Here is a 23516-nt window from a genome sequence, read left to right as displayed (position 1 = left end):
CCCCCCACCGTAGAGCCGCGACGGATGCAGCGGCATCCCCCATGCGGGGGACTGGATGGGCGGGCAGCGCCGCGCGAGTACACCTATGACACGACGACCGGCAACCGCACGGGTCTCGTGAAGCGTTCCGCGGCGGGAGCGGTCTCGACGGCCGCCTACACGTACCCGGCCGCGGGCGGGGATCGTCCGCACGCGGTGAGCACCGTGACCGGTCCGGCCGGAGTCGGTCCCGGCTCGTACACCTACGACGCAGCGGGCAACATGACCGGTCGCCCCGGGCAGACGATCACGTTCAATGATGTCGGCAAGGTGTCGAAGGTCGTCGCCGGTTCGGTGACGCAGAACACGGTCTACAACGTCGATGGCAGCATCCTGCTGCGGACGAACACGAGTGAGGGTGCGACGTTGTTCGTCGGCGACACGGTGCTGTCGCAGGCGAACGGTTCGACGGTGGTTGCGGGGGTGCGGACGTACTCTGGTGCGGAGGGCAAGCCGATCGCGGAGAAGTCGGCGAAGTCCGGGACGACGGGGACGACGTTGACGTGGTTGTTCTCGAATCTGGAGGGGACGGTGGACGTGCGGACGGTGGCGACTGCGGCGGGTACGACCACGCGTACGTTCCGTGATCCGTATGGGGCTCCGATCGGGTCGTCGGGTGTGTGGTCGAGCGGCACTGGGTATATGAACAAGCCGGTGACCGCGTCGACGGGTCTGACCACGGTGGGTGCGCGCACCTATGACCCGGTGCTGGGGAAGTTCCTGTCCGTGGATCCGGTGATCGACACGAATCTCCCGCAGCAGAACACCGGCTACACGTACTCGGGGAACAACCCGACCACGTACATGGACCCGAGTGGGCTCCGACTCGATCAGGGATGCGGGTGGGGCGTCAACTGCACTCGCGGGGGACAGAAGAAGGTTGACAAGCCCAATCCCTGGACCGGGGCCGGCCCATTCAGCGATAAGAAGACGCACACGACCACGAAGCCGCACGGATCCACCAAACCGCCGAGCTTGATCAGCACGCTCAACTCAAAGCCGCCAGCCAAAAGCTGGGTTCCGAAGTCGCAACCCTCCTGGGGGCCACTTGTGGGACTTGCACCGAACTATCAGCCGCCCAAGCCCACGATCTCCGCGGGATTGACTGTGTGCGCTCTGATCATTTGCTACTCGCGTGATTGGGCGCTGGACGGGTCAACAGCATCGAATAGTATTACATTTGGGCCGCGAATCGAGGTCACCTTTAATGTTTCTGCCGAGGTGTCCTCACCCGCCGGTGCGTACCTCGTGGCGGGTTGTTCGGCAGCTGGTGCAGCAGGTGCGGGAGCAGAAGTTGGCGTGGGAATAGGTGACAACGGGCTGGCTGGGACAACGTCGGGTACCGTCCGAGTGGGCGTCGGCGGCGGTTGCACGGCGGGCATTCGATGGAGCGATTAAGGAATGAGTGCTGACTTGTTGATTTCAGGAATCATGTGCGTGGTGCTCGGAATCCTTCTTGTGATCTTTCACAAGAGCTACTGGCGGTTCTTGAGGCGAGCTAGTTATCGCCTCTTCAGTGAAGCGTTCGCTGAAGCGTTGTTAAACCCCGGCGAAAGCCCAAAAATGATCCTGTTGGTTGGAATAGCCATAACAGTGATGGGGCTTATCCAGATCGCGTTCGGATCGGGCCTAATCTGACAGCGTGATCGTCTTCATCGTGGTGGCGCCGGTCAATGCGGCGGCAGGACAGTGAACATGGCTGATGCGGTGATGAGTTCCCTCTTTGCATGGGTCGACGCAGGTCCGACGCTTCACAAGTAGGAGAACGCATTGACCTCGGGTGGATCTTTCGAAGAACGCGCAACGCGCAGTTGCCAATCTTCGATATCCGCACGGAAGGCTCCGTTAGTGACCTCGGTGGTGGTATTGACCAGATACGGTTTGACGACGCGGGTCTGTTGTCGACCATCAAAGATGAAGCGTGCATCGATGTGGATGTTCTGCTCTGGTTTCCGTCGGTGGGGCATGGTCAGCAGGCGGTGCTTCACGGCGAATAGTTGGCGGCGTGCGGCAGATCCTTCGACGTATGGGCTGAATTTCTCCACGGAGAAGACCCCCACTCTCTGGACATCGACACCGCAGCGGTGAAATGGCGAACACGGGGGCAGCGGGTGACGAGAAGATCTATCACCGAAGCGTCGAGTGAAGATCGACAGCATCGTCTGGAGACAGTCCTGACCGAGGCTGTGTGGCGGCAACTCACGGAGCTCAGCATCCACCTTCGTGCAGGCGCAGGCAACGCCGGGATGATAGTGCGTGGCCAGGTCGTTGATGCAATCCGTGAGATCGGATGCTCGTTCGTCTTCGCAGCTGAAACGTCACTTGCTAAGCCACCAGTGGTGCGCGACGGGGTATAGTTCCTGCGCAGGGCATCAGTCTGTGAGGCCATTTTTGAAGAGTTCAACTACTTATACATGGACTGGAACGGTGACATGGTGAGATTGGCTCGGGTTCCGGTCGTGGCGGGCCTGATAAGTATTCTGCTATTGAGTGCGGGCTGTGGCGTGAGTCGGGCGGCATACGAGGTAACGACTGAGGATCTTGCTGGAACATGGGTCTTTGCTGGCGAGTCGCATGAGGCTCAGCTGACCTTCGCCCAGGATGGGACGTATGAAGCGGGGGCGTGGCCAAAGGGCCTAATATGCTCCGCGCCCGGTGCCTGGAAAACTACGGATGTCGATTGGGGGGATTTGGTTCAGTTTACTGGGACTTGGCGTATACCAGATGAAGCGAGTCCGTACTTAATTCTATTCTCAATCGATTCTGATGAATGTTCAGGAGATTCGTGGACCGCAGATGTATGGCACAATGATTTCGGTCCGTTGGAGATGAGTATCTACCTCCCCTCCGCGGATCCTGCGGACTTGGTCGAGAATCAGTTCTTGAGTTTGGTCAAGACGTCCTGAGAAACGTGGCCCCAGCCAGGCGACACGGTGTTGTCGCAGGCGAATGGGTCGACGGTGGTTGCGGGGGTGCGGACGTACTCTGGTGCGGAGGGCAAGCCGATTGCGGAGAAGTCGGCGAAGTCCGGGACGACGGGGACGACGTTGACGTGGTTGTTCTCGAATCTGGAGGGGACGGTGGACGTGCGGACGGTGGCGACTGCGGCGGGTACGACCACGCGCACGTTCCGTGATCCGTACGGGGCCCCGATCGGGTCGTCGGGTGTGTGGTCGAGTGGCACCGGGTATATGAACAAGCCCGTGACCGCGTCGACGGGTCTGACCACGGTCGGTGCCCGCACGTACGATCCGGTGCTGGGGAAGTTCCTGTCCGTGGATCCCGTGATCGACACGAACCTCCCGCAGCAGAACACCGGCTACACGTACTCGGGGAACAACCCGACGACGTATATGGACCCGACCGGGCTGCGACTCGACCAGGGATGCGGGTGGGGCGTCAACTGCAGTAGAAGGCCCGCGTCGTCGCCGCAGCCGAAGCCGAGCCCATTCACGAACGTCGTGGTGCAGGTGCTATCGGATGGGACGCCGATCTACCAAAGGCGACCGAACCCGAATTACAGACCGCGTCCTGTGACGAGTTCAATCTGGGGGCCTACGACCCGCAAGCCAAGCTTCAATTACACGTCGCTCAGCGATTTTGCGAGATCGGGAGCGATGCCAAAAACGCAGACATTGAACAAAAAGCCATCGAAGCCAGGATGGGGTCCGCTCGTCGAGGTACGAATGAGGCCCGGAGACACAAAAGGTGTGTGGCTTTCTGGATGCGCAGGGATCTGCGCGACGCTGAGTATAAATTCGGACCTATCTGGTAGTGCGTCAGCCGGCGTGGGGCCCCGTGCGGGATGGTCGGCGGGCGTAGGGGTGTCGTCGCCATCGAAGGGCGGTTTCTTCACGGGCGGAACATGTTCTCTAAGTCTTGGTCCCGTCGGCGGGTACGCCCAGATGGGAGTTCAAAACGCCACGCCCGAAGCGCCATCAAGATTCTCTGGCGGCGGGATAGCCCTGGGCGCCGGTGGTGGCTGCAGCGCAGATATAGGTGTGAGTTGGGAGGCCTTGGAGTGAACGCGGTGATGATTGTGGTTTTTCCACTCATATGTGTCGGCCTTATCGGAGTAGGAATTGTGATCATCAGATATCGAGGCAGGCTGTGGGCGGATACGCGAGATCGTCAGCGAAGGATTTTCGGTCGATATACGGCGGGAGCGTTCGAACGACTACAGAACTCGTTCTGGATAGGCTTTGTCGGCGTGTTCGCGATTTTGGTTGGCGTGAGTCTACTTGTGCGCTATGTGATCCTGGTGCTGTGCTGATCCTCCGCAGCGGAAGACTGTATCGGAACCGGCACGACTCTGGAGGCTGTTGCGGGATCATCAACACGAGGAGTTTCTAAAAGGAGATCGCTATCTCGATTCAAAGTGCTATGGGAGTTATTGTGGCCTTGGTTGGCCTATTGGTGATTGGTTTTCATCGACTAGTTCCGAAGATAATTCATGCCGGTTTAAGAATCTTCCTCGGCGAGCCGGTCGCTGATGACGCAGTCAGACCGGGTTCTTCGTCAATTCACGCTCTGATGGTTGGCGTAGGGTTTGTGGTATTTGGCATATTCATGATCATTTCTGGATTGAGTTAAAGACCGACTCGGTAAACGAGTCTGCGGTGGCGTGTGCTGCGTTGGTTTTCGTGGTTCGCTTATGAGTATTTGAATCTCGGGGTCGGGCGCCCCATATTTGGTTGGAGAATAATGAGGCTACATTGAGAAAAAATACGGGGTGGGGGCTGTTTCTGGTAATCAGAGGGGTCTTTCTGTGGGTATTGATACCGTTTGCAACAATTGCGTGGCTTCTTGTTCACTCTTGGGCACAGGGGGCATCGCTCGGGCAGGCGATCTGCTGGTACGATGGAACTTTCAATCTCGTGCTCGTTAAAGGGCTGCTGCGACCGTTCATCGGAAAAGAAGTCGCCGCCAAATTTGTAGGGCTCTCGAACATGGGGGCCGTGGTGCCATACAGGATCCGTTGGCTGGTTGAGATGGTGTGAGGGAGTAGTACTGCATGCGATCGCGCTCGTCGACAACAGATGGTGGCGACATGTCGACAGTGCTGGTGGGGTGTTAACGCGGTGAACCAGCTCCGACGTCGTCGACGATTCGCGCCTGTTGTTTGTTTGATCGTTGTCCTCGCGGGATGCGCGCCGGCCGAATCCGCGTATGACTATACGTTCGGAGCCCAAAATGCTGACGGCCTCTATAGCGACTCTCGGGGTCACTCTGCAGAGATCCGCCTCGATGGTGACTCTTTTGAAGCGATCGATCTGCCGACAGTGCTCTGCAGCGACGATGTCCCGCTATCCGTCCGTAGCGTCGACTGGGATGCGGTTTCATCCTTCTCCGGAACCTGGAAGACTTTCGACAGCCCTTCGTACTCGGGGTATTTGGCGCCATCCGCTGCAGACTGCCGTTTTCTCCCCATCTACTTCCAGCGCGACGCCGCTGGACAGCAGAGCTTCATCATCCTCCTGAGTGCTGATGAGGACTTCAAGGAAGAGAAAGTGATCCGCTTCGTTCGAACCCACAATCAAGGCTGAAGACGATCGGAGGAGGGGACTGTGGACGTGCAGACGGTGGCGAACTCGACAGGCACGACCAGGCGGGTGTTCCGTGATCCGTATGGTGCTCCGATCGGGTCGTCGGGGGTGTGGTCGAGTGGCACCGGGTATATGAACAAGCCCGTGACCGCGTCGACAGGTCAATGGACGGAGACCATGCCGTGATGCGCCGCAGGCGAGGGAGAGTGGCTCTCGTGCTGATCACGACAGTGCTGCTTGGCGGGTGCGCCTCGAGCGGGGGCGCTCCGGCAAGCGACATAACCGCTGAACAGTTGAGGGGCGAGTGGCGTATTCCGAACCGGGGCGCCGAGGTAACGGTTGAAATTCATAGCGATCAGACATTCGAGATGTACAACTGGCCCTCGAACCTGGGATGCGCTGCGCCGACAGCCGAGTACGTCGACGAAGTCGCTTGGGGTGACGGTCGCAACTTCCACGGCGTGTGGCAACTGGGCCCGAAGGGCTACGAGTACGGTCTGAGTTTGTTCTCGGAGGGTGGTGAATGCCCAGGGGCGCTCTCATTCGAAGTGTGGCTGGTCGCAGGTAAGTTGGTCATCCAGGAATGGCTCGGTGCGGACCCGGATGACGATTCGGCGAGTCGCCTCGTTGAGCTTTCTCGCTAGCAGTTCGGAGAGGACGTCGCAGGCTTGTTGGGTGCATAAAACTCTATTATTAATCGTTGTGGGGAGGTGGCATGCGACTGAAAAGTGGCCTTCTGTTCGGTGCCGTTGTCTTTGTCGCTGCGGCCTTGCTTGTGGTGATAGGAGTAGCGATCGTCACAATGTTCGGGATTAGAACTGGCCCATCTTCGCAGTACTCCTACCCCATTGTGTGGGTAGCCGTACCCGAAACCGATCCCGAGTCCACTGTTGCTTCAGTGTTGCGGTTGGAGGATGACGGGACTGCGGTCTATAAAGGTATTAAGTTCGGTGACCCGGGCCCTGACGACCGCGCGTGCATCGACAGCGATGGCGAACGGTACTCGGGCAACGGGTCCTGGGAGCTGGACGAGGACGGCGCTCTTCGCATCCACGATGATGCCGGGACAGCAGTCTTCCTTCCTGACCAAGGTCGATTCACCGGACCCGACTGGTCGGAATTGCGCCAACCGTTCTGCGACGATACCTATGTTGATTTCAGCCCGACATCTGAGAGGACAGGGCAGTGAACTTGGGGGTGGGTGTGCTGTGTGTGACTCAACTCTGCCGAACGTGATCTTCGGTGTCATTGCGATATGTGCGGGACTAGTGATCGTGCGGTTCCGGACAAAGCTCAACGAGATGGTCTTTGAGTCACAGCGGAGAATGTTCGGTAGAAGAGCTGCGCGTATATCGGCAGGTCGGCAGACTCCCTTCATGATGGGGACCGTGGGGGCCATCGCGATCGGGATCGGGGTCGTGGCCGTGTCGGCTGCTGTCGCCAGGGTCCTTCTGATGGGCGGCCCGTAGTCACCGTGGTGCCACCGCGTCATCGAGCGATCGGGCTGCAGCCTGCGTGAGCGAGGTGGTGGTAAGTGGCTTCTCGAAGGCTAGACACCCTTGACGCGCCACTTGTATTTTGCAAGTATCACGAAATGAGCCTCTTCATCACCTGCCCCGTCGCCGACGTCGCCCGGGCCACCGCCTTCTACACGGCACTCGGATTCACCCTCAACGCCGAGATGTCCGATCACAACGTGTCGTGCTTCGCGATCGCGCCCGAGCAGTACGTCATGCTCGGCAGTCGCGAGATGTACGCGAGCGTCGGTGGTACCGAGGATCTGATCGGCGGACCCGACACTCCCTCGAAGGTCACGGTCTCGTTCGACCTCGACAGTCGGGAGGCGGTCGATGCGCTCGTCGAGCGCGCCGCTGCCGCCGGCGGGCGGGTCGGCGACACCGACGACTACCCGTTCATGTACCAGCGCCAGTTCGACGACCTCGACGGATACCACTATTCGCCGTTCTGGATGAAGCCGGACGCCGATCAGAGCGCGTGAGCGACCTCGCCGCAGCCCTCGACGTCGTTGGGGCCCGATGGGCGCTGCTCATCGTCGAACGACTTCTCGACGGACCGCAGAGGTACGGAGATCTGCAGCGTGAGCTCGGGGTGCCGACGAACATGCTCGCGACCCGGCTGCGAGAGCTCGAGGCGGCCGGGGTGCTGACCCGACTGCCCCTGCGGCACAACACGCGCGCGTACGCGCTCACCGATCGAGGCATCGCGCTGCGTGAGGCCATCGATGCGCTCGCCCGCTGGGGCCAGGAGAAGTAGATCCCCGCGAGCAGCAGCGCGAGCGCATACTGTCAGCATCGCCGCCCTCGCGTGCAGCGCCTCTCGTGCAAAGGAGCCCTTCGATGACCGGACGCATCCTGATCGACCTCTTCAGCACCCTCGACGGTGTCGCGCAGGGGCCGGGTGGCACCGACGAAGACCCGTCCGGAGGATTCGCATTCAGTGGCTGGCAGGCCGGGTACCCCTCGTCGAGCATGGGAGAGACCGTCTCGAAAGGGATGCAGGGGCTCGATGCCCTGCTGCTCGGACGCCGGACGTACGACATCTTCGCCGCGTATTGGCCCCACCACACGGACGGTCCGTCCGGCGAGATCGGCCGGCTCTTCGACCGCGTGCCGAAATGCGTCGCGACACGGAACGATGACCTCGCGCTCGACTGGCAGAACAGCCACCGCGTGGGCAGCGACCTCGCCGCCGAGATCGCCGAACTGCGCACCAGGCATCGAGAGGTGCATGTGATCGGCAGCGTCGACCTCGTGCATTCGCTGCTGGCCGAGGGACTGTTCGACGAACTCACCCTGTGGGTGTATCCGATTCTGCTCGGCGCGGGCAAGAAGGTGTTCGACGACGGTGCGCTGCCGTCGGTGCTGCAGCTGATCGAGCCGCCGGTCGCAGACAGCGACGGCGTGATGCTGCTGCGCTACGGTCGCACCGATCGGGTGCCGGCGGTCGGGACGTTCGAGGACTGATCGACGCGGTTCGTCAGCCGACTCGTACGTCAGCCGGCTCGGTCGCCAGGCTGCTCCGTTACGTCAGTCGATCGCGAGGATCCGCTCGATCACCCTGGCGACGCCGTCGTCGTCGTTCGAGGAGGTCGTCTCGTCGGCGGCATCCTGCACGATGTCGTCGGCACCGCCCATCGCGACGCCGAGACCTGCCCACCGCAGCATCTCGACGTCGTTGAGGGCGTCGCCGAAGGCGATGACGTCGCCGCGGTCGATGCCGAGGTGCATGCAGAGGCGGGCGAGGCCGCTGGCCTTGGTGACGCCCTCGGCCATGACCTCGAGGAACGGCGCACCCGAGAGCGTCGCCTCGAAACCGTCGAGGTCGAGTGCACGCAGCGCGTCGTAGAGCACCGACGGCGCGAGCTCCGGATGCCGGATCACGAACTTCAGGCTCGGCGCCGACACCACCTCATCGAGGGAGACGCCGCCCATCGTCTTCGGATCCCGCTTGTGGTCGGTGAGATCCGCGATCTCGGCGTACCCGTGCTCGGCGACGAAGGCCTCGCCGGCATCGCGCACACTGGCGAACAGCAGCCCGGGGATGCTCGCACGCAGCGCCTCGGCCAGCGTGCGGATCGTCTCAGCAGGCAGCTCCTCGGCGAACAGCATCCGCCCGTCTGTGAGATGCACCGCATAGGCGCCGTTGCTGCACAGCGCCCACCCCTCGAAGGCCGCATCGGCGGCGATCGTGCGCAAGCCGATCGGCTGGCGGGCCGTGACCGGCACGACGTGGATGCCGCGGGCCCGGGCCGCGTCGAGTGCGGCCCTGGTGCGCGGTGAGACGGACGACGTGGAGTCGAGCAGCGTGCCGTCGAGGTCGGTGGCTATCAGGCGCATTTCGTCTCGCTTCGCTCGCTCAATGAGCGGGTGCTTTTGTCGGCCGGTGATCGGGGTGCTTTGGTCGGTCGGTGAGCGGGATGTTTCGCTCGCTCAATGACTGGGGTGCTTTGGGCGACCCTTCGTCTCGTCGCTGCGCGGTTCCTGAGCGAGGAGCGAAGCGACGAGACGAAGGGCCGCTCAGGAGCCGGAGGGGCAGGAGTAGAAGGGCGCTCAGGGGCCGGGCGCTCAGGAGAAGATCATGGGCATGTCATCGTCGTCTTCGACCCCGCCGCCCAGGTCGAACTCGACCACCACCGGCACGTGGTCGCTGGGCTGCTCGCCCTTGCGCTCGTCGCGATGGATCGATGCGCCGCTCACGGCATCGGCCAGCGTCTTCGAGCCGAGGACGAAGTCGATGCGCACGCCCTCGTTGCGCGGGAACTTCAGGCGCTGGTAGTCCCAGTAGGTGAAGCCCTCGGGGATGAGGGGACGCACGACGTCGGTCAGCCCCGCATCCTGGAACGCGAAGAACGCCTGGCGCTCCTCGGGCGACACGTGCGTCGAGACGCCCTCGACGATGTCGGGGTCGCCGTTGTCCACGTCGAACGGGATGATGTTGAAATCGCCGACCAGGGCGAGCGGCAGCTCGGGGTTCGCCGCGAGCTCGGCGGCGGTCGCCTTCTTGAGCTCCTCGAGCCAGTGCAGCTTGTACGCGTAGTGCGGATCGTCGAGCGAGCGGCCGTTGGGAACGTACAGGCTCCATACGCGCACGCCGTCGACCATGACGCCGAGCGCTCGGGCTTCGAGCGGAGCATCCGGACCCTCATGCCCCTTCGCGAACCCGGGCATGCCGTCGAACGCCGTGCGCACGTCGCTGACCGGCAGACGGCTCGCGATCGCGACGCCGTTCCACTGATTCAGGCCGTGCACCTCGACGTGGTACCCGGCCTCTTCGAACGGGCCGTACGGGAACTGCTCGGGTTTGCACTTGATCTCCTGCATCGCCAGCACGTCGATGTCTTCGCGCACGGCGAATTCGACGGTGCGGGTGACACGGGTGCGGATGGAGTTGACGTTCCAGGTGGCCAAGCGCATGCATCAAGCCTAGTTGCGACATCGGACGGATGAGTTGCGACATCGGACGGCGGAGTCGCGCCATCGGACACGCAGACTTCCCGCAGAACACGAGACCCCCACCTCCTACACTGGATGCCGTGACCGCACTCGACGCAGACCGCCAGACGCTCCTCGACCTGATCAAGGGTGAGGCGGTGTTCCACGGCGACTTCACCCTCTCGAGCGGCAAGCAGGCGACGTACTACGTCGACATGCGCAAGCTCACCCTCGACCACCGGGCCGCCCCCGCGATCGGCCGCATCATGCTCGACCTGATCGGCGACCTCGACGTCGTGGCGGTCGGCGGCCTGACGCTCGGCGCCGACCCGATCGCCAACTCGGTGCTGCACGCCTCGGTCGCCGCCGACCGGCCGCTCGACGCGTTCGTCGTGCGCAAGGAGCCGAAGGACCACGGCCGCGGCCGCCAAATCGAGGGCGCCGACGTCAAGGGCAAGCGCGTCGTCGTGCTCGAAGACACCTCGACCACGGGACAGTCCGCGCTCAAGGCCGTCGAGGCGCTGCGCAAGGAGGGCGCCGAGATCGTCGCCGTCGCGGTGATCGTCGACCGCAAGACCGGCGCGCAGGCCGCGATCGAAGCCGAGGGCCTCGAATGGCGCGCCGCCTTCGACCTCGATGACCTCGGACTCGACCCCCAGTGACCCGGTACGCACTCGCCGTCGACGTCGGCGGCACCAAGATGGAGGCTGCGCTCGTGAGCGCGGACGGCGCGCTGGTGCGTGGAAGCCGGAGCCGTAGGGCGACCGGTCGGGATGCCACCCCCGCGTCGCTCGACGACGCGATCGCGACGGTGATCGCTCATGCGCTCTCCCGCCTCCCTGAAGACGGCGAGCTCATCGGCGCCGGCATCGGCAGTGCGGGGCCGATCGACCGGACTGCCGGTCAGATCCTTCCGGTGAACATGCCTGCAGCCCGCGGATACGGTCTCGCCGATGCGGTGCGCACGACCGCCTCTGAGATCCTCGGCCGTGCGCTGCCCACGGTCTTCGGTCATGACGGCGGCGCGCTCGCGCTTGCCGAGTCGTGGCTGGGCGCCACGCAGGATGCCGGCGCGTCCCTGTCGATCGTGGTCTCGACCGGCGTCGGGGGAGGGTTCGTCGTCAACGGTGCGTACATCCCCGGCGCCACGGGCAACGCGGGACACCTCGGCCAGGTGCGCCGTGAAGGCGGACTCACGCTCGAGGAGATCGCCTCGGGACCGGCGAGCGCCGCGTGGGCGCAGCAGCAGGGCTGGGCGGGATCGACGGGCGAAGACCTGGCGCGGGATGCTGCGGCGGGCGACGCCACCGCGCGTGCGGCCATCGAACGCTCGGCGAAGGCCGTCGGCGAGGCCTTGGCGGATGCCGCGACCCTCGTCGACCTCGACATGGTGGCGATCGGCGGAGGCTTCTCGCGAGTCTCTGCCGACTACATCGACCTCGTGCAGCAGGCCCTCACCGCGAGCGCCGCGCACGAGTACTCGCGCCGCACCCGCGTCGTCCGCTCGGGTCTCGGCGACGAGGGGCCGCTCATCGGCGCCGCAGCACTCGTTCTGCGCTGACGCGTCTGTCGTTTGCAGCAGATCGGGAGCGGCGCGTCAGCGTGACGCGACGATCAGGTGGCGCTGCGGGCCTTCAAGCCGCGCGACCGCGACCTTGAGTTCGACCATGTCCGCTGCGACTCCGTCGATGCGTGCTCCGAGTGACTTCTCGACGTCGACGAGGCCGCTTCGGATGGAGCCGATGCATGCTCCGAGTTTGTCGTCGCCTCCGTCGATGCGTGCTCCGAGTGATCTCTCGACTCCGTCGATGCGTGCTCCGAGTCTGTCTTCGACGCCGTCGATGCGTGCTCCGAGTTTGTCTTCGACGCCGTCGATGCGTGCTCCGAGTTTGTCTTCGACTCCGTCGATGCGTGCTCCGAGTCTGTCTTCGACGCCGTCGATGCGTGCTCCGAGTGACCTCTCGACTCCATCGATGCGCGCTCCGAGCCTCTCTTCGAATCCGTCGATGCGTGCTCCGAGTTTGTCGTCGCCTCCGTCGATGCGTGCTCCGAGTGACCTCTCGACTCCATCGATGCGGCGGATGCACCACGCGAAGCCCGCGCACATGATGCTGCCCAGCGTCAGCAGGAGGCCGACGGCGCTGAGGACGATCGTGAGGGTTTCTGCGGACACGAACATGCTCCCATTCTGACGGCGACCGGCGACTCTCGCAGAATGCTACGTGCGCCGTTGTCGCACGTGATCCCGAGGGGTGCCAGGGAGCCGGCCACGGTGGATGAGTCGCGTGGAGCGAACCTCCGTGCAGGAAGGACGCCCCCTTCCGTTCGCCTCCCTAACAAAACCGGCCTACGCTCGTAGCAGGCGACGGAAGGAACACTCATGCGCGTACTCGGACTGCTCTCGGGCACCTCTCACGACGGAATCGACGTCGCGGTCGTCGACTTCGTGGAGAACGAGGGGACTCTTCGCGGCACCGTCCTCCACGAGGACAGCGTGCCGTATCACCCCGAGCTGCGCGCGCGTCTCGTGGCGGCGCTCCCGCCTGCGCCCACCACGTTCGCCGAGGTCTGCGAGCTCGACACCCTGATCGGCCAGGCGTTCGCCGAGGTCGCGGCCACGGCAGCGGCCGCGGTCGGGGGAGTGCACGCCGTCTGCACGCACGGCCAGACCGTCTTCCACTGGGTCGACGCCGGTCACGCGCTCGGCACTCTGCAGATCGGCCAGCCCGCCTGGATCGCCGAGAAGGTGGGGGCGCCCGTGGTCTCCGACGTGCGCATCCGTGACATCACCGCCGGTGGGCACGGGGCTCCGCTGGTGTCGTTCCTCGACGAGCTGCTGCTGCGCGGGCGGGCCGGAGTCTCGGCGGCCGTCAACCTCGGCGGTATCGCGAACATGACCGTGGTCGGTCCCGACGGGCTGTCGGCGTACGACATCGGTCCCGCGAACGCGCTGGTCGATGCGATCGTCGTCGCGGAGGGGCTGAACGAGCGCGGCTACGACGCGGATGCCGCGATCGCCCGCACCGGCACCGTCGTCGACGCTCTGCTCGAGGCGCTGCTCGCCGACCCCTACTACGCGCTCCCCGCGCCCAAGAGCACCGGTAAGGAGCACTTTCACCTCGAGTACGTGCGCGAGCATGTCGCCCGGCAGCGCGACCGCGGGCGGGAGATCGCGATCCCCGACCTCGTGCGCACCCTCACCGAGCTGACCGTGCGGACGGTCGCCGCGGATGTCGTCGCCGCCGGCATCCGCTTCCTCGCGGTGTCCGGAGGCGGCTGTCACAACCCCCTGATCCTGCAGGGCCTGCGCGATGCCCTCCCCGGTGTCGAGGTCGTGCTGGCCGACGAGCTAGGCGCGCCGGTGGACAGCAAGGAGGCCATCCTGTTCGCGCTGATCGGCTGGTGCACCATGCACGGTGTGGCGGCCATCGCCCCGGGAGGAACCGGTGCGCGCGAGCCGCGCATCCTCGGGACGATCACCCCGGGAGTGGGTCCGCTGCGGATGCCGGAGCCGGTCGCGCGCGTGCGCAGCCTCACGCTGCGCTGAGAGAGTTCAGGTGCTGAGAGAGTTCGGGCGCTGAGAGAGTTAAGGCGCTGAGAGAGTTCAGCGCCTGACTTCAGCGCCTGCGGTCGTCGTCGTCCCAGGGGCCTTCCCACCAGCCGGCGCGGCCGTCGCCTTCCGCCCCGCCGCCGCGGCGTCGGGACCGGACCAGCTGCACGACGAACACCGTCAGCGTGCTGAGCAGGATCAGGAACAGGACGAGGAACAGCACGTCGGACTGATTCATGGGCGTCTCCCCTCCGCGGCATCCGCCACGATCTTGGCGATCCGCGCCGCGCGCGTCTCCGCGCGCTTCGCCATCGCGATGTGCGTGAGCCCGAACTTCTTGACCGAGGGCGGGAACGCGTCCCAGTTCTTCCGCGCGGCCGGCTCGGCATCCAGCGCCGCGGTCAGCTCCGGAGGCTCGACGCCCGCCTCGGGGCCGTCGAGCAGGACCCATGATCCGTCGGCCTTCGCGGCCTCGAGCACGCGCAGGCCCGCGGGCGCGAGCAGTCCCGCGGCCTCGAGCTCGATCAGACGCGCTTTGTTGGTCGCCGCCCATCCGCTGCCCCGACGCCTCGGGCAGAACCACTGCCCGACGGTCCGGTCGTCGAACGTGCGCACCGGGCCGTCGATCCAGCCGAAGCACAGTGCCTGGCGCACGGCATCCTCGTAGCCGATGCCGTCGGCGCCCTTGCCGCGGATGCTCAGCAGCCAGACCCCCGAGGCGCGCTCATGATGCTGCGCGAGCCAGTCGCGCCAGACCTCGGCATCCGCCGCGACGACGCGCTCCCCCTCGTCGAGCGCGCCCACGTCAGTCCTCGTCGAGCGTCGGGATCGACTCGGTGACGGTGGGCAGCAGATCGGCGACCGAGTCGACGATCTCGTCGGGCCGGAACGGGTACTTCTCGACCTCGGCTTGGTCGCTGATCCCGGTCATCACGAGCACGGTGTGCAGACCCGCCTCGATGCCGGCGATGATGTCGGTGTCCATGCGGTCGCCGATCATGCCGGTCTTCTTCGAGTGCGCACCGATCTTGTTCAGAGCCGACCGGAACATCATCGGGTTGGGCTTGCCGACGACGTAGGGCTCCTTGCCCGTGGCCTTCGTGATGAGGGCGGCGATCGCGCCGGTCGCCGGCATCACGCCATCGGCCGAGGGGCCGGTCGCGTCGGGGTTCGTGACGATGAACCGCGCGCCGCGGATGATCAGCCGGATCGCCTTGGTGATCGCCTCGAACGAGTAGTTGCGGGTCTCGCCGACGACCACGAAGTCGGGGTCGGTCTCGGTCATGATGAAGCCGGCCTCATGCAGAGCGGTGAGGATGCCGGCCTCGCCGATCACGAAGGCCGAGCCCCCGGGAACCTGCTGCTTGAGGAAGTCGGCCGTCGCGAGCGCCGAGGTCCAGATGCGCTCCTCGGGAACGGTCAGGCCGCTGGCACGCAGCCGCGCCGAGAGGTCGCGCGCGGTGAAGATCGAGTTGTTGGTGAGCACGAGGTAGGGGATCTCGTTCTGCTCCCATCCGGCGAGCAGCTCGGATGCGCCAGGGATCGCGTCGTTCTCGTGCACGAGTACGCCGTCCATGTCGGTCAGCCAGCATTCGATGTCGTCGCGGTGTCCCATGTGCACAGCCTATTCGCCCGGGGTGACGGGCAGGTGTCGGGTCTGCGTTGCAGGTCAGGCGGAGGCTTGCAGGTCAGGCGGAGGCTCGCGGGTCAGGCGGAAGCTCGCAGGTCAGGCAGTGGCTTGCAGGTCTGGCGGAGGCTCGCGTGTCAGGCGCTGAGCCAGACGACGTGCGCCGCACCCTCGGGGAGCGTCGCGGGAGAGCTGTCGAGTTCCACACCGGATGCGGTGGTCGTGATCGTCGCTGCGACCACGACGCCGGCCGCCTCGAGCGCGCGCAGCAGCTCGGGGTCGCGGTCGTCGACGCGCAGGACCCGCCCGGTGTGACCGGCGGGAGCGTCGGCGAGCAGCACGAACGGCTCGCGGTCGACGCGGCCGTCGGCGTCGGGGATGGCGTCGCCGTGCGGATCGAACCGCGGTCGCCCCAGGCGCGCGTCGATGCCCTCGAGCAGTCGATCGCTGATGGTGTGCTCGAGCACCTCGGCCTCGTCGTGCACCTCGTGCCAGCCGTAGCCGAACTCCTGCACCAGCCAGGTCTCGATCAGGCGGTGTCGGCGCACCATCGCGAGTGCCCGCTGCGTGCCGGCATCCGTCAGGCGCACCGCCCCGTAGGGGACGTGCGAGACGAACCCGGCGGCGGCGAGCTTCTTCACCATCTCGGTCACCGACGAGGGGGCGATGCCGAGCTTCGCCGCGAGGACCGACGGGGTGATCGGCGCATCCTGCCATTCGGTGTGCGCGTAGACGGTCTTGAGATAGTCGTCTGCTGCCGGAGATGCCACGCTCCCAGCCTAGATCAGGGGGATGCCGGCGCCGGGCCGGGCCTGCGCCAGGAACCCGGTGGGCCAGGAACCCGGTGGGTCAGGAACCCGGTGGGCCAGGAACCCGGTGGGTCAGGGGTCGGTGGGGCTCAGGCGTTCGTCGCGCTCAGGAGTCCGCGGGGCTCACGAGTTCGCGACGTCGACGAGGATGCCGAAGGCCACCTGGCCCGCGAAGAACATGATGAGGAATCCCAGCAGCGCGGCGAAGAGCGAGAGGCGGCCGTCGAATCCCTCGATGCCGGCGATGCCGATCTTTCGGGCACGGAAGGCGAGTACGAGTGTGGCGAGACCGAGGGCGAGCTGCACCCACGGGCCGCCGACGGGCAGCACCGTCGGGAAGGCGACCAGCAGCCCGCCGGCCACGCCGGTCGCGAGGGCGATCCAGGTGAGGATGCGGACGGTGCGGCGGGCGTTCTCGGCGGGCATGCCCTCGAGCCTACTGGCCCGGAGAAGCCGCGCCGCCCGCTGTGAATCGTCTCAATCGAGCCGATCTCCTTGACGACACCGGGGGCGGCGGGTAACTTCGACCGGGCACGGGAAAACGCTATCCGAGCGGGCGTCCTGCCCAGAGAAGGATTTCGACGATGAACATCCGACATCATTCATTCCGCGCTGCCGTCGCGGTCGCCGCGGCAGGCTGCCTGCTGGCGGGAGGCGCGCACAGCGCCGCGGCCGCACCCGCCACGGGCCCGGACGCCGGACGTCACGGCCCGGCATCCGCGACTCCACAGCTGGAGAACCTCGACCGCGGCCTCGTCGCCGTGTCCACCGCCGACGGCGTCTTCCTGAGCTGGCGGCTGCTGGCCTCCGAGGCGACCGGCACCACCGCCACCGGGCTCGCCGGACCCGACTTCGCCGTCTACCGCGACGGCACGAAGATCGCCACCGTGACCGACAGCACGAACCTCGCGGATGCCGAGGGCACGGCCACGGCGGAGTACTCCGTCGTGCCGATCGTGAACGGCGTCGAGCTCGCGGCATCCGCTTCCGCCCCGGTCACCGCCTGGGCCGAGGGGCATCACGACCTCCCGCTGCAGAAGCCCGCCGACGGCGTCACGCCCGCGGGCGAGGCCTACACCTACTCCGCGAACGACGTCTCGGTCGGCGATGTCGACGGCGACGGGCAGTACGAGTACGTCGTGAAGTGGGAGCCGTCGAATGCGAAGGACGTCTCGCAGCGCGGCTACACCGGCTCCGTCTACCTCGACACCTACGAGCTCGACGGCACGCTGCTCAACCGCCTCGACCTGGGCGTGAACATCAGGGCGGGAGCGCACTACACGCAGTTCCTCGTCTACGACTTCGACGGGGACGGCCGCTCGGAGACGATGCTGAAGACGGCGCCGGGCACCAAGTCGGTGCAGTACGGCGCCGACGGGGCCGTCGTCGGGGAGTCCTTCATCACCCTGCCGAAGTCCGACCGCAAGGCCGGGGTCACCCACGACGACGACTACCGGCTCAGCGCCGCCGACTACGAAGCGCATCTCGTCGAGATGTTCCTCGGCTGGAGCTCACGCGACGAGGTCGTCTCGGGGCAGTGGCCGGCGACTCTCGAAGAGGCATGGGGCATGCCCGTCACGCACGAGTACCCGCTGAGCAGGGAGAGCGCCGAGGAGCTCGCCGACACGTTCATCGACGTGTATGCGCCGAGCCGCAGCGCCCGCAACCTGCTGCGGGAGTTCGAGGGCTTCATCATCGACGGGCCCGAGTACCTCACGGTCTTCGACAGCGCCACCGGCAAGGAACTCCAGACCATCCCGTATCCGACCGAGCGCGGCGATGACGGCCTGCTGTGGGGCGACTACGCGATGTCCCGCATCGAGCCGGGCAACCGCGTCGACCGCTTCCTGTCGGGCGTCGGCTACCTCGACGGCCAGCATCCGTCCGCCGTCTTCGCCCGCGGCTACTACACGCGCACGACCGTCACGGCCTTCGACTGGGACGGCAAGCGCCTCACGGAGCGCTGGGATGTCGACAGCGGCCACGCGCCGATGACGAACCCGTTCAACGACTCGCCCCACGGGCGTGACGGCACCGACCCCGAGTTCGGGACGATCACGACTCAGGGCGACCACTCGCTGAGCTTCGCCGACGTGGATGCCGACGGCAAGCAGGAGCTCGTCTACGGATCGGCGACGATCGATCACGACGGCAGCCTGCTGTACAGCTCGTTCGACGTGCTGCCCGAGGGCAGTGCCGCGCCGGGCGAGAACGTGCGCCTCGGTCACGGTGACGCGATGCACGTGGCGGACATCGACCCGAGCCGCCCCGGACTCGAGATCTGGACGGCCCACGAGGGCGGCACGTTCGCCCCGTACGGATCGGTGATGCGTGATGCGGCCACGGGGGAATCGCTGTTCGGCGCCTACTCGGGTCGCGACACCGGTCGGGCGATGATCGGAGACGTCCGCCCGGACGTCCCCGGCATCGAGGTGTGGTCGAGCATGCCCGGCGGCACCGAGGGCAGCGGACTGCTGAGCGCCACGGGAGAGCTGCTCGACACGGCGACGCCCGGCACGAACATGTCGATCCGCTGGGCGGGAGACCTGACCACCCAGATCGTGAACGGCAGCGGCGATCAGACGCCCACGATCGACGACTGGACCCGCGGCACCGTGCTCACCGCCACCGGAACCCTCACGAACAACGGCACCAAGGGCAACCCCTCCCTGGTCGCCGACGTGCTGGGGGACTGGCGCGAGGAGCTGCTGGTGCGCACGAGCGATTCGAGCGCGCTGCGGTTCTACACGACCACCGAGCCGACGGCGCACAAGCTCACCACGCTCATGCACGACGTGCAGTACCGCGCCGAGACGGCACGTCAGCAGACGACCTACAACCAGCCGGCGTACACCTCGTTCTACCTGGCGAGCGACATCGACTGGGCGAACGTGCCGGTGCTGACGGCGCCGGTGACGCCCAAGGCTCCGAAGTTCACCGACAAGCCGGGCACGTCTCGTGACGAGGTGAAGGTGCCGACCAGCGTCAAGGGTGTCACCTATTACGTGAACGGCGAGAAGGTCGAGGCGCGCAACGGCAAGGTGCGCGTCACGGGGGAGGTGACCGTGGTCGCTGTCCCCGAGCCCGGGCATCGCATCGCCGACGGTGCCGTCTCGCAGTGGACGGAGACGCTCCGCTCGCGCTGAGCGCGCGTGAGGCGCTGAGCGCGCTATGCGTTGCGCGCGCGAGCGCGGACAGACCGCCGCCCCGAGCCGAATCTTCCCGTGCCGGCTCGGGGCGGTTCCGCGTGCGCGACGCCTGCTCAGGCGCCGGTCAGGACCAGCCAGAGCAGCGCGCCGTTGAGGGCGATGAGCAGCACGGACGCCAGGACACCGGCCGCGGTCGTCCATCGCCGGTTCACCCAGGCGCCCAGCGTGCGACGCTGGGCCGTGAGCGCCACCAGCGGGATCAGCGCGAACGGGATGCCGAACGACAGCACGACCTGGCTGAGCACGAGGGCGAGTGTCGGATCGACGCCGAGCCCGAGGATCACGAGCGCGGGGATCAGGGTGATCAGCCGCCGTGCCAGCAGCGGGATGCGCACGTGCAGCAGGCCGTGCATGATCTCGGCTCCCGCGTAGGCGCCGACCGAGGTCGACGCGAGCCCCGAGGCGAGCAGTCCGACGGCGAAGAAGGTGGCGACGACAGGTCCGAGCCCCGCGGCCAGTGCGGCATGCGCTCCCTCGAGCGAGTCCGTGCCGTCGACCCCGGCGAGGTTGGCGGCGGCGAGCAGCAGGATGCCGAGGTTCACCGTCCCGGCGATGACCATCGCGATCGAGACGTCCCAGCGCGTCGCGGTCAGCAGACGGCGGATGCGGGAGACCTCGGTGCGCGCCGCCTCGGTCGGTCCGTGCGTCGCGGCCGCGCCGAACCTGTCGCGGGTCAGCGAGGAGTGGGCGTAGATCGCGTGCGGCATGATCGTCGCGCCGAGGATGGACGCGGCGAGGAGCACCGATCCGGTGCCCTCGAAGCGGGGCACGAGTCCGCCGACGATGCTGCCGGCATCCGGTGGAGCGACGAAGAGGCCGGCGACGAAGCCGACCGCGATGATCGCCATCAGCCCGATGATCACGAACTCGAACGGCCGCGCGCCGCCCCGGTTCTGCACCGCGAGCAGGATCATCGACACCGCGCCGGTGATGACGCCGCCGAGCAGCAGCGGGATGTCGAACAGCAGGTACAGCGCGACCGCCCCGCCGATGACCTCGGCGAGATCGGTCGCCATCGCGACGAGTTCGGCCTGCAGCCAGTACGCCCGGCGGGCCCACGGTCTCGTCAGACGCGTGCCCAGCACCTCGGGGAGGCTCTGCCCGGTGACGACGCCGAGCTTGGCGGAGAGGTACTGGATGAGCCAGGCCATGATGTTGCCCGCCACGACGATCCACACGAGCAGGTACCCGTACTGGGCGCCGGCGGTCATGTTGCTCGCGACGTTGCCCGGGTCGAGGTAGGCGACTCCGGCGACCAGGGCGGGCCCGAGCAGCCACAGACTGCGGGGCGGGGTCGCGGGATTTTTCGGCATGCCGAAATCGTAGCGGATATTTCGGCGCACCTAAATATGCGCTCCGTCCTGTGGCGGATAGCCTGACGGGATGGATGAGCAGACGACCGCAGACCCGGCGGACACCGGCGTGCCCGGGGACACAGGCGGATCGTCAGACGCAGGCGGAACGTCGGACGCAGGCGGATCGTCGGCGCAGCCCGGGTACGGGGTGGGCCCCTGGCCGGGTGGACCCGCGGAGTGGCCGCAGGGGGAGCAGTACGACCCGGAGCTGCTCGCCGCCGGCGACACCCGCAACGTGATCGATCGCTACCGGTACTGGCGCATGGAGGCGATCGTCGCCGACCTCGACACGAAGCGGCATCCGTTCCACGTGGCCATCGAGAACTGGCAGCACGACATGAACATCGGCTCGATCGTGCGCAGCGCCAACGCGTTCCTCGCCGACACCGTGCACATCATCGGTCGCCGCCGCTGGAACAAGCGCGGCGCCATGGTGACCGACCGCTACCAGCACGTCGTCCACCATGAGGATGTGCAGACCTTCGCGGCGTGGGCGGCGGCCGAGGGCATCCCGATCATCGCCGTCGACAACGTCGAGGGCGCTGTGCCCGTGGATCGCGCCGAGCTGCCCCGGAGCTGCGTCCTGCTGTTCGGTCAGGAGGGGCCGGGTCTCTCCGACGAGGCGCTCGCCGCGGCATCCGGGCATATCGAGATCACCCAGTACGGATCTACCCGGTCGATCAACGCGAGCGCGGCCGCAGCCGTGATCATGTACGAGTGGTGCCGGAGGCACGCGGGCTGAACCTCGGGTTCCTGCGCTGCCGTCAGTCCCGGTCGATGCCGAAGGTGTTCCGATAGAGCGCGGTCACCTCGCGATCGAGTGTGTCTATCCGCCGATGGACGCTCTGGATCTCTGTCTTCACCACGTGGATGAAAAGGGTGGAGACGACGGTGACCATGCCGAACATCGCCGCAGCGAAGACGCCGATCAGGACCCATACCTGAGGCTCGTTCATGGTCAGCACACTCCGATTCTCGTTCGCTCCCGGCGAGAATGCCAGGCCTGCGCGGCCCACCTGCCCGGGATTCCGAGATACGTGGAGAACGTCGAGTCCTGCGCGTGTGTGCAGGATCAGACTCCGGCCGTGAGCCAGCGTCCTGAGCGCACCCGCCAGCCGAGAGTGCCGAGGCGAGCGAGCAGGTACACGCCGAAGAACGCGACGGCGAGCCAGATGAGTCCGGGGGCGCCGTCGACGCCGGTCGCGGCGATGATCCAGAGCGCGGGAAGGAACGGCAGAAGATTGAGCGCGCCGGCGAGTGCGAGGTAGCGGGCGTCGTTCGCGCCCATCAGCACGCCGTCGAGCACGAACACGACACCGGCGATCGGTTGGGCGACCGCGAGGATCAGCAGCGCCGGCTGCACGAGCGCCGCGATGTCGGGATCACCGGTGAACACGATGCCCAGCACGCCGGACAGGGCGGCGATCAGCGCCCCCACGACCACCCCGAACCATGCGCCCCACGCGACCGTCCGTGCCAGCACGCGCTGCACCTGCCGCTGGTCGCCGGCACCGAGCTCCTTGCCGATCAGGGCTTGGGCGGCGATCGCCAGGGCATCGAGGGCGAAGGCCGCGGCCGAGAAGATCGTGAACACGATCTGCCAGCCGGCCAACTCGGCGGTGCCGATGCCGGTGGCGACGGCGACGGTCACGAGCAGCGCTGCCCGCAGGCTCACCGTGCGCAGGAACAGCCAGCCCCCGGATCGCGCGGTGCTGCCCATGCCTTCGCGCTTCACCGTCAGCGAGGCCTCATGGGTCGCGGCGAGCCGTCTGATCACCAGCACGTAGGCGCCGACCATGCCCCACTGTGCGACCACGGTGCCCGCCGCGGAACCGGCGATCCCCCAGCCCAGTCCGTAGATGAAGACCACATTGAGCAGGGCGTTCGCGCCGAACCCCAGCCCGGCGATCCACAGCGGCGTGACCGTGTCCTGCATCCCGCGGAGCAGTCCGGTCGCCGCGAAGACGATCAGCATGGCGGGGAGGCCCCACATCGAGACGACGAGGTAGTCGTTGGCCTGGGCGGCGACGGCATCGCTCGCTCCGAACAGCGACACCAGCCACGGCGAGGCCACGGCGCCGGCCGCCGCGAGAACGGCGCCGAGCGCCAGCGCCAGCCACATGCCGTTGATCCCGACCGACACGGCCTCGCCGGGGCGACCTGCGCCGAACAGGCGGGCGACCGCGGGGGTCGTCGAGTAGGCGAGGAAGACCATCAGCCCGACCACCGTCTGCAGCACGGCGCCGGCTATGCCGAGCCCTGCCAGCGGCGTGGTGCCCAGGTGCCCGATGAGAGCGGCGTCGACGATGAGGAAGGCGGGTTCCGCGATCAGCGCGCCGAGCGCGGGGACGGCGAGGCGCAGGATCTCGCGGTTGAGGGTGCGCTCGGTCATCCTCAGAGCCTATGGCCCGGCACCGACCGGGCCACAT

At 66.3% G+C, this 23516-nt stretch carries 28 protein-coding genes; 15 read left to right on the top strand and 13 right to left on the bottom strand.

What is annotated here, in order from left to right:
• The first annotated feature begins 24 nt into the window (after nt 1–24).
• Both DXT68_RS15470 and DXT68_RS15465 read left to right on the top strand, forming a co-directional pair.
• A complete protein-coding gene (locus DXT68_RS15470; protein ID WP_082068848.1) occupies nt 25–1437 on the top strand; it encodes an RHS repeat-associated core domain-containing protein in 1413 nt (470 codons plus the stop codon).
• Nucleotides 1438–1440: 3 nt separating this feature from the next.
• Nucleotides 1441–1677 (top strand): hypothetical protein, encoded by a 237-nt coding sequence (locus tag DXT68_RS15465; RefSeq protein WP_045253280.1) that lies wholly within the window; start codon nt 1441–1443, stop codon nt 1675–1677.
• Nucleotides 1678–1790: 113 nt separating this feature from the next.
• Here the strand turns inward: DXT68_RS15465 and DXT68_RS17015 are convergent, their stop codons facing one another.
• A complete protein-coding gene (locus DXT68_RS17015; protein ID WP_156149249.1) occupies nt 1791–2084 on the bottom strand; it encodes a hypothetical protein in 294 nt (97 codons plus the stop codon).
• 830 nt (nt 2085–2914) lie between these two features.
• Nucleotides 2915–3334, bottom strand: coding sequence for a hypothetical protein (locus DXT68_RS17280; protein WP_045253281.1), 420 nt, complete (start codon nt 3332–3334; stop codon nt 2915–2917).
• Here DXT68_RS17280 and DXT68_RS17420 point away from each other — a divergent pair.
• The 8 genes from DXT68_RS17420 to DXT68_RS15425 all read left to right on the top strand — a co-directional run bounded on the left by DXT68_RS17420 (nt 3231) and on the right by DXT68_RS15425 (nt 8569).
• Nucleotides 3231–4064, top strand: a complete 834-nt coding sequence (locus DXT68_RS17420) for an RHS repeat-associated core domain-containing protein (RefSeq protein ID WP_373372461.1) — start codon at nt 3231–3233, stop codon at nt 4062–4064. The two genes, DXT68_RS17280 and DXT68_RS17420, sit on opposite strands and share 104 nt — an antisense overlap.
• Nucleotides 4065–5120: 1056 nt before the next feature.
• Nucleotides 5121–5585 carry a hypothetical protein gene (locus DXT68_RS17010; protein ID WP_156149250.1) on the top strand — a complete coding sequence of 155 codons (465 nt, stop codon included), beginning with the start codon at nt 5121–5123 and terminating at the stop codon, nt 5583–5585.
• A 21-nt stretch (nt 5586–5606) separates the two neighbouring features.
• Entirely contained in the window at nt 5607–5771 is a 165-nt protein-coding gene (locus DXT68_RS17005; RefSeq protein WP_156149251.1) for a hypothetical protein, read from the top strand.
• A gap of 29 nt (nt 5772–5800) precedes the next feature.
• Nucleotides 5801–6229 carry a hypothetical protein gene (locus DXT68_RS15445; protein ID WP_156149252.1) on the top strand — a complete coding sequence of 143 codons (429 nt, stop codon included), beginning with the start codon at nt 5801–5803 and terminating at the stop codon, nt 6227–6229.
• Nucleotides 6230–6300: 71 nt separating this feature from the next.
• A complete protein-coding gene (locus DXT68_RS17000; protein WP_156149253.1) occupies nt 6301–6774 on the top strand; it encodes a hypothetical protein in 474 nt (157 codons plus the stop codon).
• Nucleotides 6775–7179: 405 nt separating this feature from the next.
• Nucleotides 7180–7584, top strand: a complete 405-nt coding sequence (locus tag DXT68_RS15435) for a VOC family protein (protein WP_045253285.1) — start codon at nt 7180–7182, stop codon at nt 7582–7584.
• Entirely contained in the window at nt 7581–7859 is a 279-nt protein-coding gene (locus DXT68_RS15430; RefSeq protein ID WP_045253286.1) for a winged helix-turn-helix transcriptional regulator, read from the top strand. The genes DXT68_RS15435 and DXT68_RS15430 overlap by 4 nt, the downstream gene beginning before the upstream one ends.
• A gap of 83 nt (nt 7860–7942) precedes the next feature.
• A complete protein-coding gene (locus tag DXT68_RS15425) occupies nt 7943–8569 on the top strand; it encodes a dihydrofolate reductase family protein (RefSeq protein WP_045253287.1) in 627 nt (208 codons plus the stop codon).
• A gap of 63 nt (nt 8570–8632) precedes the next feature.
• Here DXT68_RS15425 and DXT68_RS15420 read toward each other — a convergent pair whose 3' ends face one another.
• Both DXT68_RS15420 and DXT68_RS15415 read right to left on the bottom strand, forming a co-directional pair.
• Nucleotides 8633–9442, bottom strand: coding sequence for a Cof-type HAD-IIB family hydrolase (locus DXT68_RS15420; RefSeq protein WP_045253288.1), 810 nt, complete (start codon nt 9440–9442; stop codon nt 8633–8635).
• Nucleotides 9443–9670: 228 nt separating this feature from the next.
• A complete protein-coding gene (locus tag DXT68_RS15415) occupies nt 9671–10519 on the bottom strand; it encodes an exodeoxyribonuclease III (protein WP_045253289.1) in 849 nt (282 codons plus the stop codon).
• Between the two features lie 119 nt (nt 10520–10638).
• On the opposite strand from DXT68_RS15415, the gene pyrE reads away from it, so the two are divergent.
• Complete coding sequence (gene pyrE, locus DXT68_RS15410; RefSeq protein ID WP_045253290.1) at nt 10639–11199, top strand: orotate phosphoribosyltransferase; 561 nt, start codon at nt 10639–10641, stop codon at nt 11197–11199.
• Nucleotides 11196–12098 (top strand): ROK family protein, encoded by a 903-nt coding sequence (locus DXT68_RS15405; RefSeq protein ID WP_045253291.1) that lies wholly within the window; start codon nt 11196–11198, stop codon nt 12096–12098. Before pyrE ends, DXT68_RS15405 begins: the two co-directional genes overlap by 4 nt.
• A 36-nt stretch (nt 12099–12134) precedes the next feature.
• Here DXT68_RS15405 and DXT68_RS15400 read toward each other — a convergent pair whose 3' ends face one another.
• Complete coding sequence (locus DXT68_RS15400; protein ID WP_052677640.1) at nt 12135–12716, bottom strand: hypothetical protein; 582 nt, start codon at nt 12714–12716, stop codon at nt 12135–12137.
• Between the two features lie 201 nt (nt 12717–12917).
• Here DXT68_RS15400 and DXT68_RS15395 point away from each other — a divergent pair, with 201 nt between their 5' ends.
• Nucleotides 12918–14084, top strand: coding sequence for an anhydro-N-acetylmuramic acid kinase (locus DXT68_RS15395; RefSeq protein WP_045253292.1), 1167 nt, complete (start codon nt 12918–12920; stop codon nt 14082–14084).
• Between the two features lie 70 nt (nt 14085–14154).
• Here the strand turns inward: DXT68_RS15395 and DXT68_RS17110 are convergent, their stop codons facing one another.
• The 5 genes from DXT68_RS17110 to DXT68_RS15375 form a co-directional block, all read right to left on the bottom strand.
• Entirely contained in the window at nt 14155–14325 is a 171-nt protein-coding gene (locus tag DXT68_RS17110; protein ID WP_167541586.1) for a hypothetical protein, read from the bottom strand.
• A complete protein-coding gene (locus DXT68_RS15390; protein ID WP_045253293.1) occupies nt 14322–14891 on the bottom strand; it encodes a YdeI/OmpD-associated family protein in 570 nt (189 codons plus the stop codon). The genes DXT68_RS17110 and DXT68_RS15390 overlap by 4 nt, the downstream gene beginning before the upstream one ends.
• 1 nt (nt 14892) lies before the next feature.
• Nucleotides 14893–15702, bottom strand: coding sequence for an HAD-IIA family hydrolase (locus DXT68_RS15385; RefSeq protein ID WP_045253294.1), 810 nt, complete (start codon nt 15700–15702; stop codon nt 14893–14895).
• A 149-nt stretch (nt 15703–15851) separates the two neighbouring features.
• Nucleotides 15852–16484, bottom strand: a complete 633-nt coding sequence (locus tag DXT68_RS15380; RefSeq protein WP_045253295.1) for a metal-dependent transcriptional regulator — start codon at nt 16482–16484, stop codon at nt 15852–15854.
• 162 nt (nt 16485–16646) lie between these two features.
• Nucleotides 16647–16949 carry a hypothetical protein gene (locus tag DXT68_RS15375; protein WP_045253296.1) on the bottom strand — a complete coding sequence of 101 codons (303 nt, stop codon included), beginning with the start codon at nt 16947–16949 and terminating at the stop codon, nt 16647–16649.
• A gap of 158 nt (nt 16950–17107) precedes the next feature.
• Between DXT68_RS15375 and DXT68_RS15370 the strand changes: the two genes are divergently transcribed.
• The gene (locus DXT68_RS15370; RefSeq protein WP_045253297.1) at nt 17108–19669 is read left to right on the top strand and encodes a rhamnogalacturonan lyase; all 2562 of its coding nucleotides are present in this window, start codon (nt 17108–17110) and stop codon (nt 19667–19669) included.
• 116 nt (nt 19670–19785) lie between these two features.
• Here the strand turns inward: DXT68_RS15370 and DXT68_RS15365 are convergent, their stop codons facing one another.
• The gene (locus DXT68_RS15365; protein ID WP_045253298.1) at nt 19786–21045 is read right to left on the bottom strand and encodes an Nramp family divalent metal transporter; all 1260 of its coding nucleotides are present in this window, start codon (nt 21043–21045) and stop codon (nt 19786–19788) included.
• 70 nt (nt 21046–21115) lie between these two features.
• Here DXT68_RS15365 and DXT68_RS15360 point away from each other — a divergent pair, with 70 nt between their 5' ends.
• The gene (locus DXT68_RS15360) at nt 21116–21829 is read left to right on the top strand and encodes a TrmH family RNA methyltransferase (protein ID WP_244268146.1); all 714 of its coding nucleotides are present in this window, start codon (nt 21116–21118) and stop codon (nt 21827–21829) included.
• Nucleotides 21830–21851: 22 nt separating this feature from the next.
• Here DXT68_RS15360 and DXT68_RS15355 read toward each other — a convergent pair whose 3' ends face one another.
• Both DXT68_RS15355 and DXT68_RS15350 read right to left on the bottom strand, forming a co-directional pair.
• Nucleotides 21852–22043, bottom strand: coding sequence for a hypothetical protein (locus DXT68_RS15355; protein WP_082068855.1), 192 nt, complete (start codon nt 22041–22043; stop codon nt 21852–21854).
• Between the two features lie 116 nt (nt 22044–22159).
• A complete protein-coding gene (locus tag DXT68_RS15350) occupies nt 22160–23479 on the bottom strand; it encodes an MATE family efflux transporter (RefSeq protein ID WP_045253300.1) in 1320 nt (439 codons plus the stop codon).
• Between the last annotated feature and the right edge of the window lie 37 nt (nt 23480–23516).

This window comes from Microbacterium foliorum (assembly GCF_003367705.1).
Classification (GTDB): Bacteria; Actinomycetota; Actinomycetes; order Actinomycetales; family Microbacteriaceae; genus Microbacterium; species Microbacterium foliorum.
Note: the sequence above shows the minus strand (reverse complement) of the source record. Positions and strands in the feature narration are given on the sequence as shown.

Bases quoted from the DNA above. Each gene is read 5' to 3' on its own strand.
- DXT68_RS15435 (WP_045253285.1), top strand. From the start codon at position 7,180: ATGAGCCTCTTCATCACCTGCCCCGTCGCCGACGTCGCCCGGGCCACC.
- DXT68_RS15425 (WP_045253287.1), top strand. From the start codon at position 7,943: ATGACCGGACGCATCCTGATCGACCTCTTCAGCACCCTCGACGGTGTC.
- DXT68_RS15350 (WP_045253300.1), bottom strand. From the start codon at position 23,479: ATGACCGAGCGCACCCTCAACCGCGAGATCCTGCGCCTCGCCGTCCCC.
- DXT68_RS15370 (WP_045253297.1), top strand. From the start codon at position 17,108: ATGAACATCCGACATCATTCATTCCGCGCTGCCGTCGCGGTCGCCGCG.
- DXT68_RS17420 (WP_373372461.1), top strand. From the start codon at position 3,231: ATGAACAAGCCCGTGACCGCGTCGACGGGTCTGACCACGGTCGGTGCC.
- DXT68_RS17000 (WP_156149253.1), top strand. From the start codon at position 6,301: ATGCGACTGAAAAGTGGCCTTCTGTTCGGTGCCGTTGTCTTTGTCGCT.
- DXT68_RS17110 (WP_167541586.1), bottom strand. From the start codon at position 14,325: ATGAATCAGTCCGACGTGCTGTTCCTCGTCCTGTTCCTGATCCTGCTC.
- DXT68_RS15400 (WP_052677640.1), bottom strand. From the start codon at position 12,716: ATGTTCGTGTCCGCAGAAACCCTCACGATCGTCCTCAGCGCCGTCGGC.
- DXT68_RS15420 (WP_045253288.1), bottom strand. From the start codon at position 9,442: ATGCGCCTGATAGCCACCGACCTCGACGGCACGCTGCTCGACTCCACG.
- DXT68_RS15360 (WP_244268146.1), top strand. From the start codon at position 21,116: ATGGATGAGCAGACGACCGCAGACCCGGCGGACACCGGCGTGCCCGGG.
- DXT68_RS15415 (WP_045253289.1), bottom strand. From the start codon at position 10,519: ATGCGCTTGGCCACCTGGAACGTCAACTCCATCCGCACCCGTGTCACC.
- DXT68_RS15470 (WP_082068848.1), top strand. From the start codon at position 25: ATGCAGCGGCATCCCCCATGCGGGGGACTGGATGGGCGGGCAGCGCCG.
- DXT68_RS15385 (WP_045253294.1), bottom strand. From the start codon at position 15,702: ATGGGACACCGCGACGACATCGAATGCTGGCTGACCGACATGGACGGC.
- DXT68_RS15355 (WP_082068855.1), bottom strand. From the start codon at position 22,043: ATGAACGAGCCTCAGGTATGGGTCCTGATCGGCGTCTTCGCTGCGGCG.
- DXT68_RS15365 (WP_045253298.1), bottom strand. From the start codon at position 21,045: ATGCCGAAAAATCCCGCGACCCCGCCCCGCAGTCTGTGGCTGCTCGGG.
- DXT68_RS15465 (WP_045253280.1), top strand. From the start codon at position 1,441: ATGAGTGCTGACTTGTTGATTTCAGGAATCATGTGCGTGGTGCTCGGA.
- DXT68_RS15375 (WP_045253296.1), bottom strand. From the start codon at position 16,949: ATGCCCGCCGAGAACGCCCGCCGCACCGTCCGCATCCTCACCTGGATC.
- DXT68_RS15395 (WP_045253292.1), top strand. From the start codon at position 12,918: ATGCGCGTACTCGGACTGCTCTCGGGCACCTCTCACGACGGAATCGAC.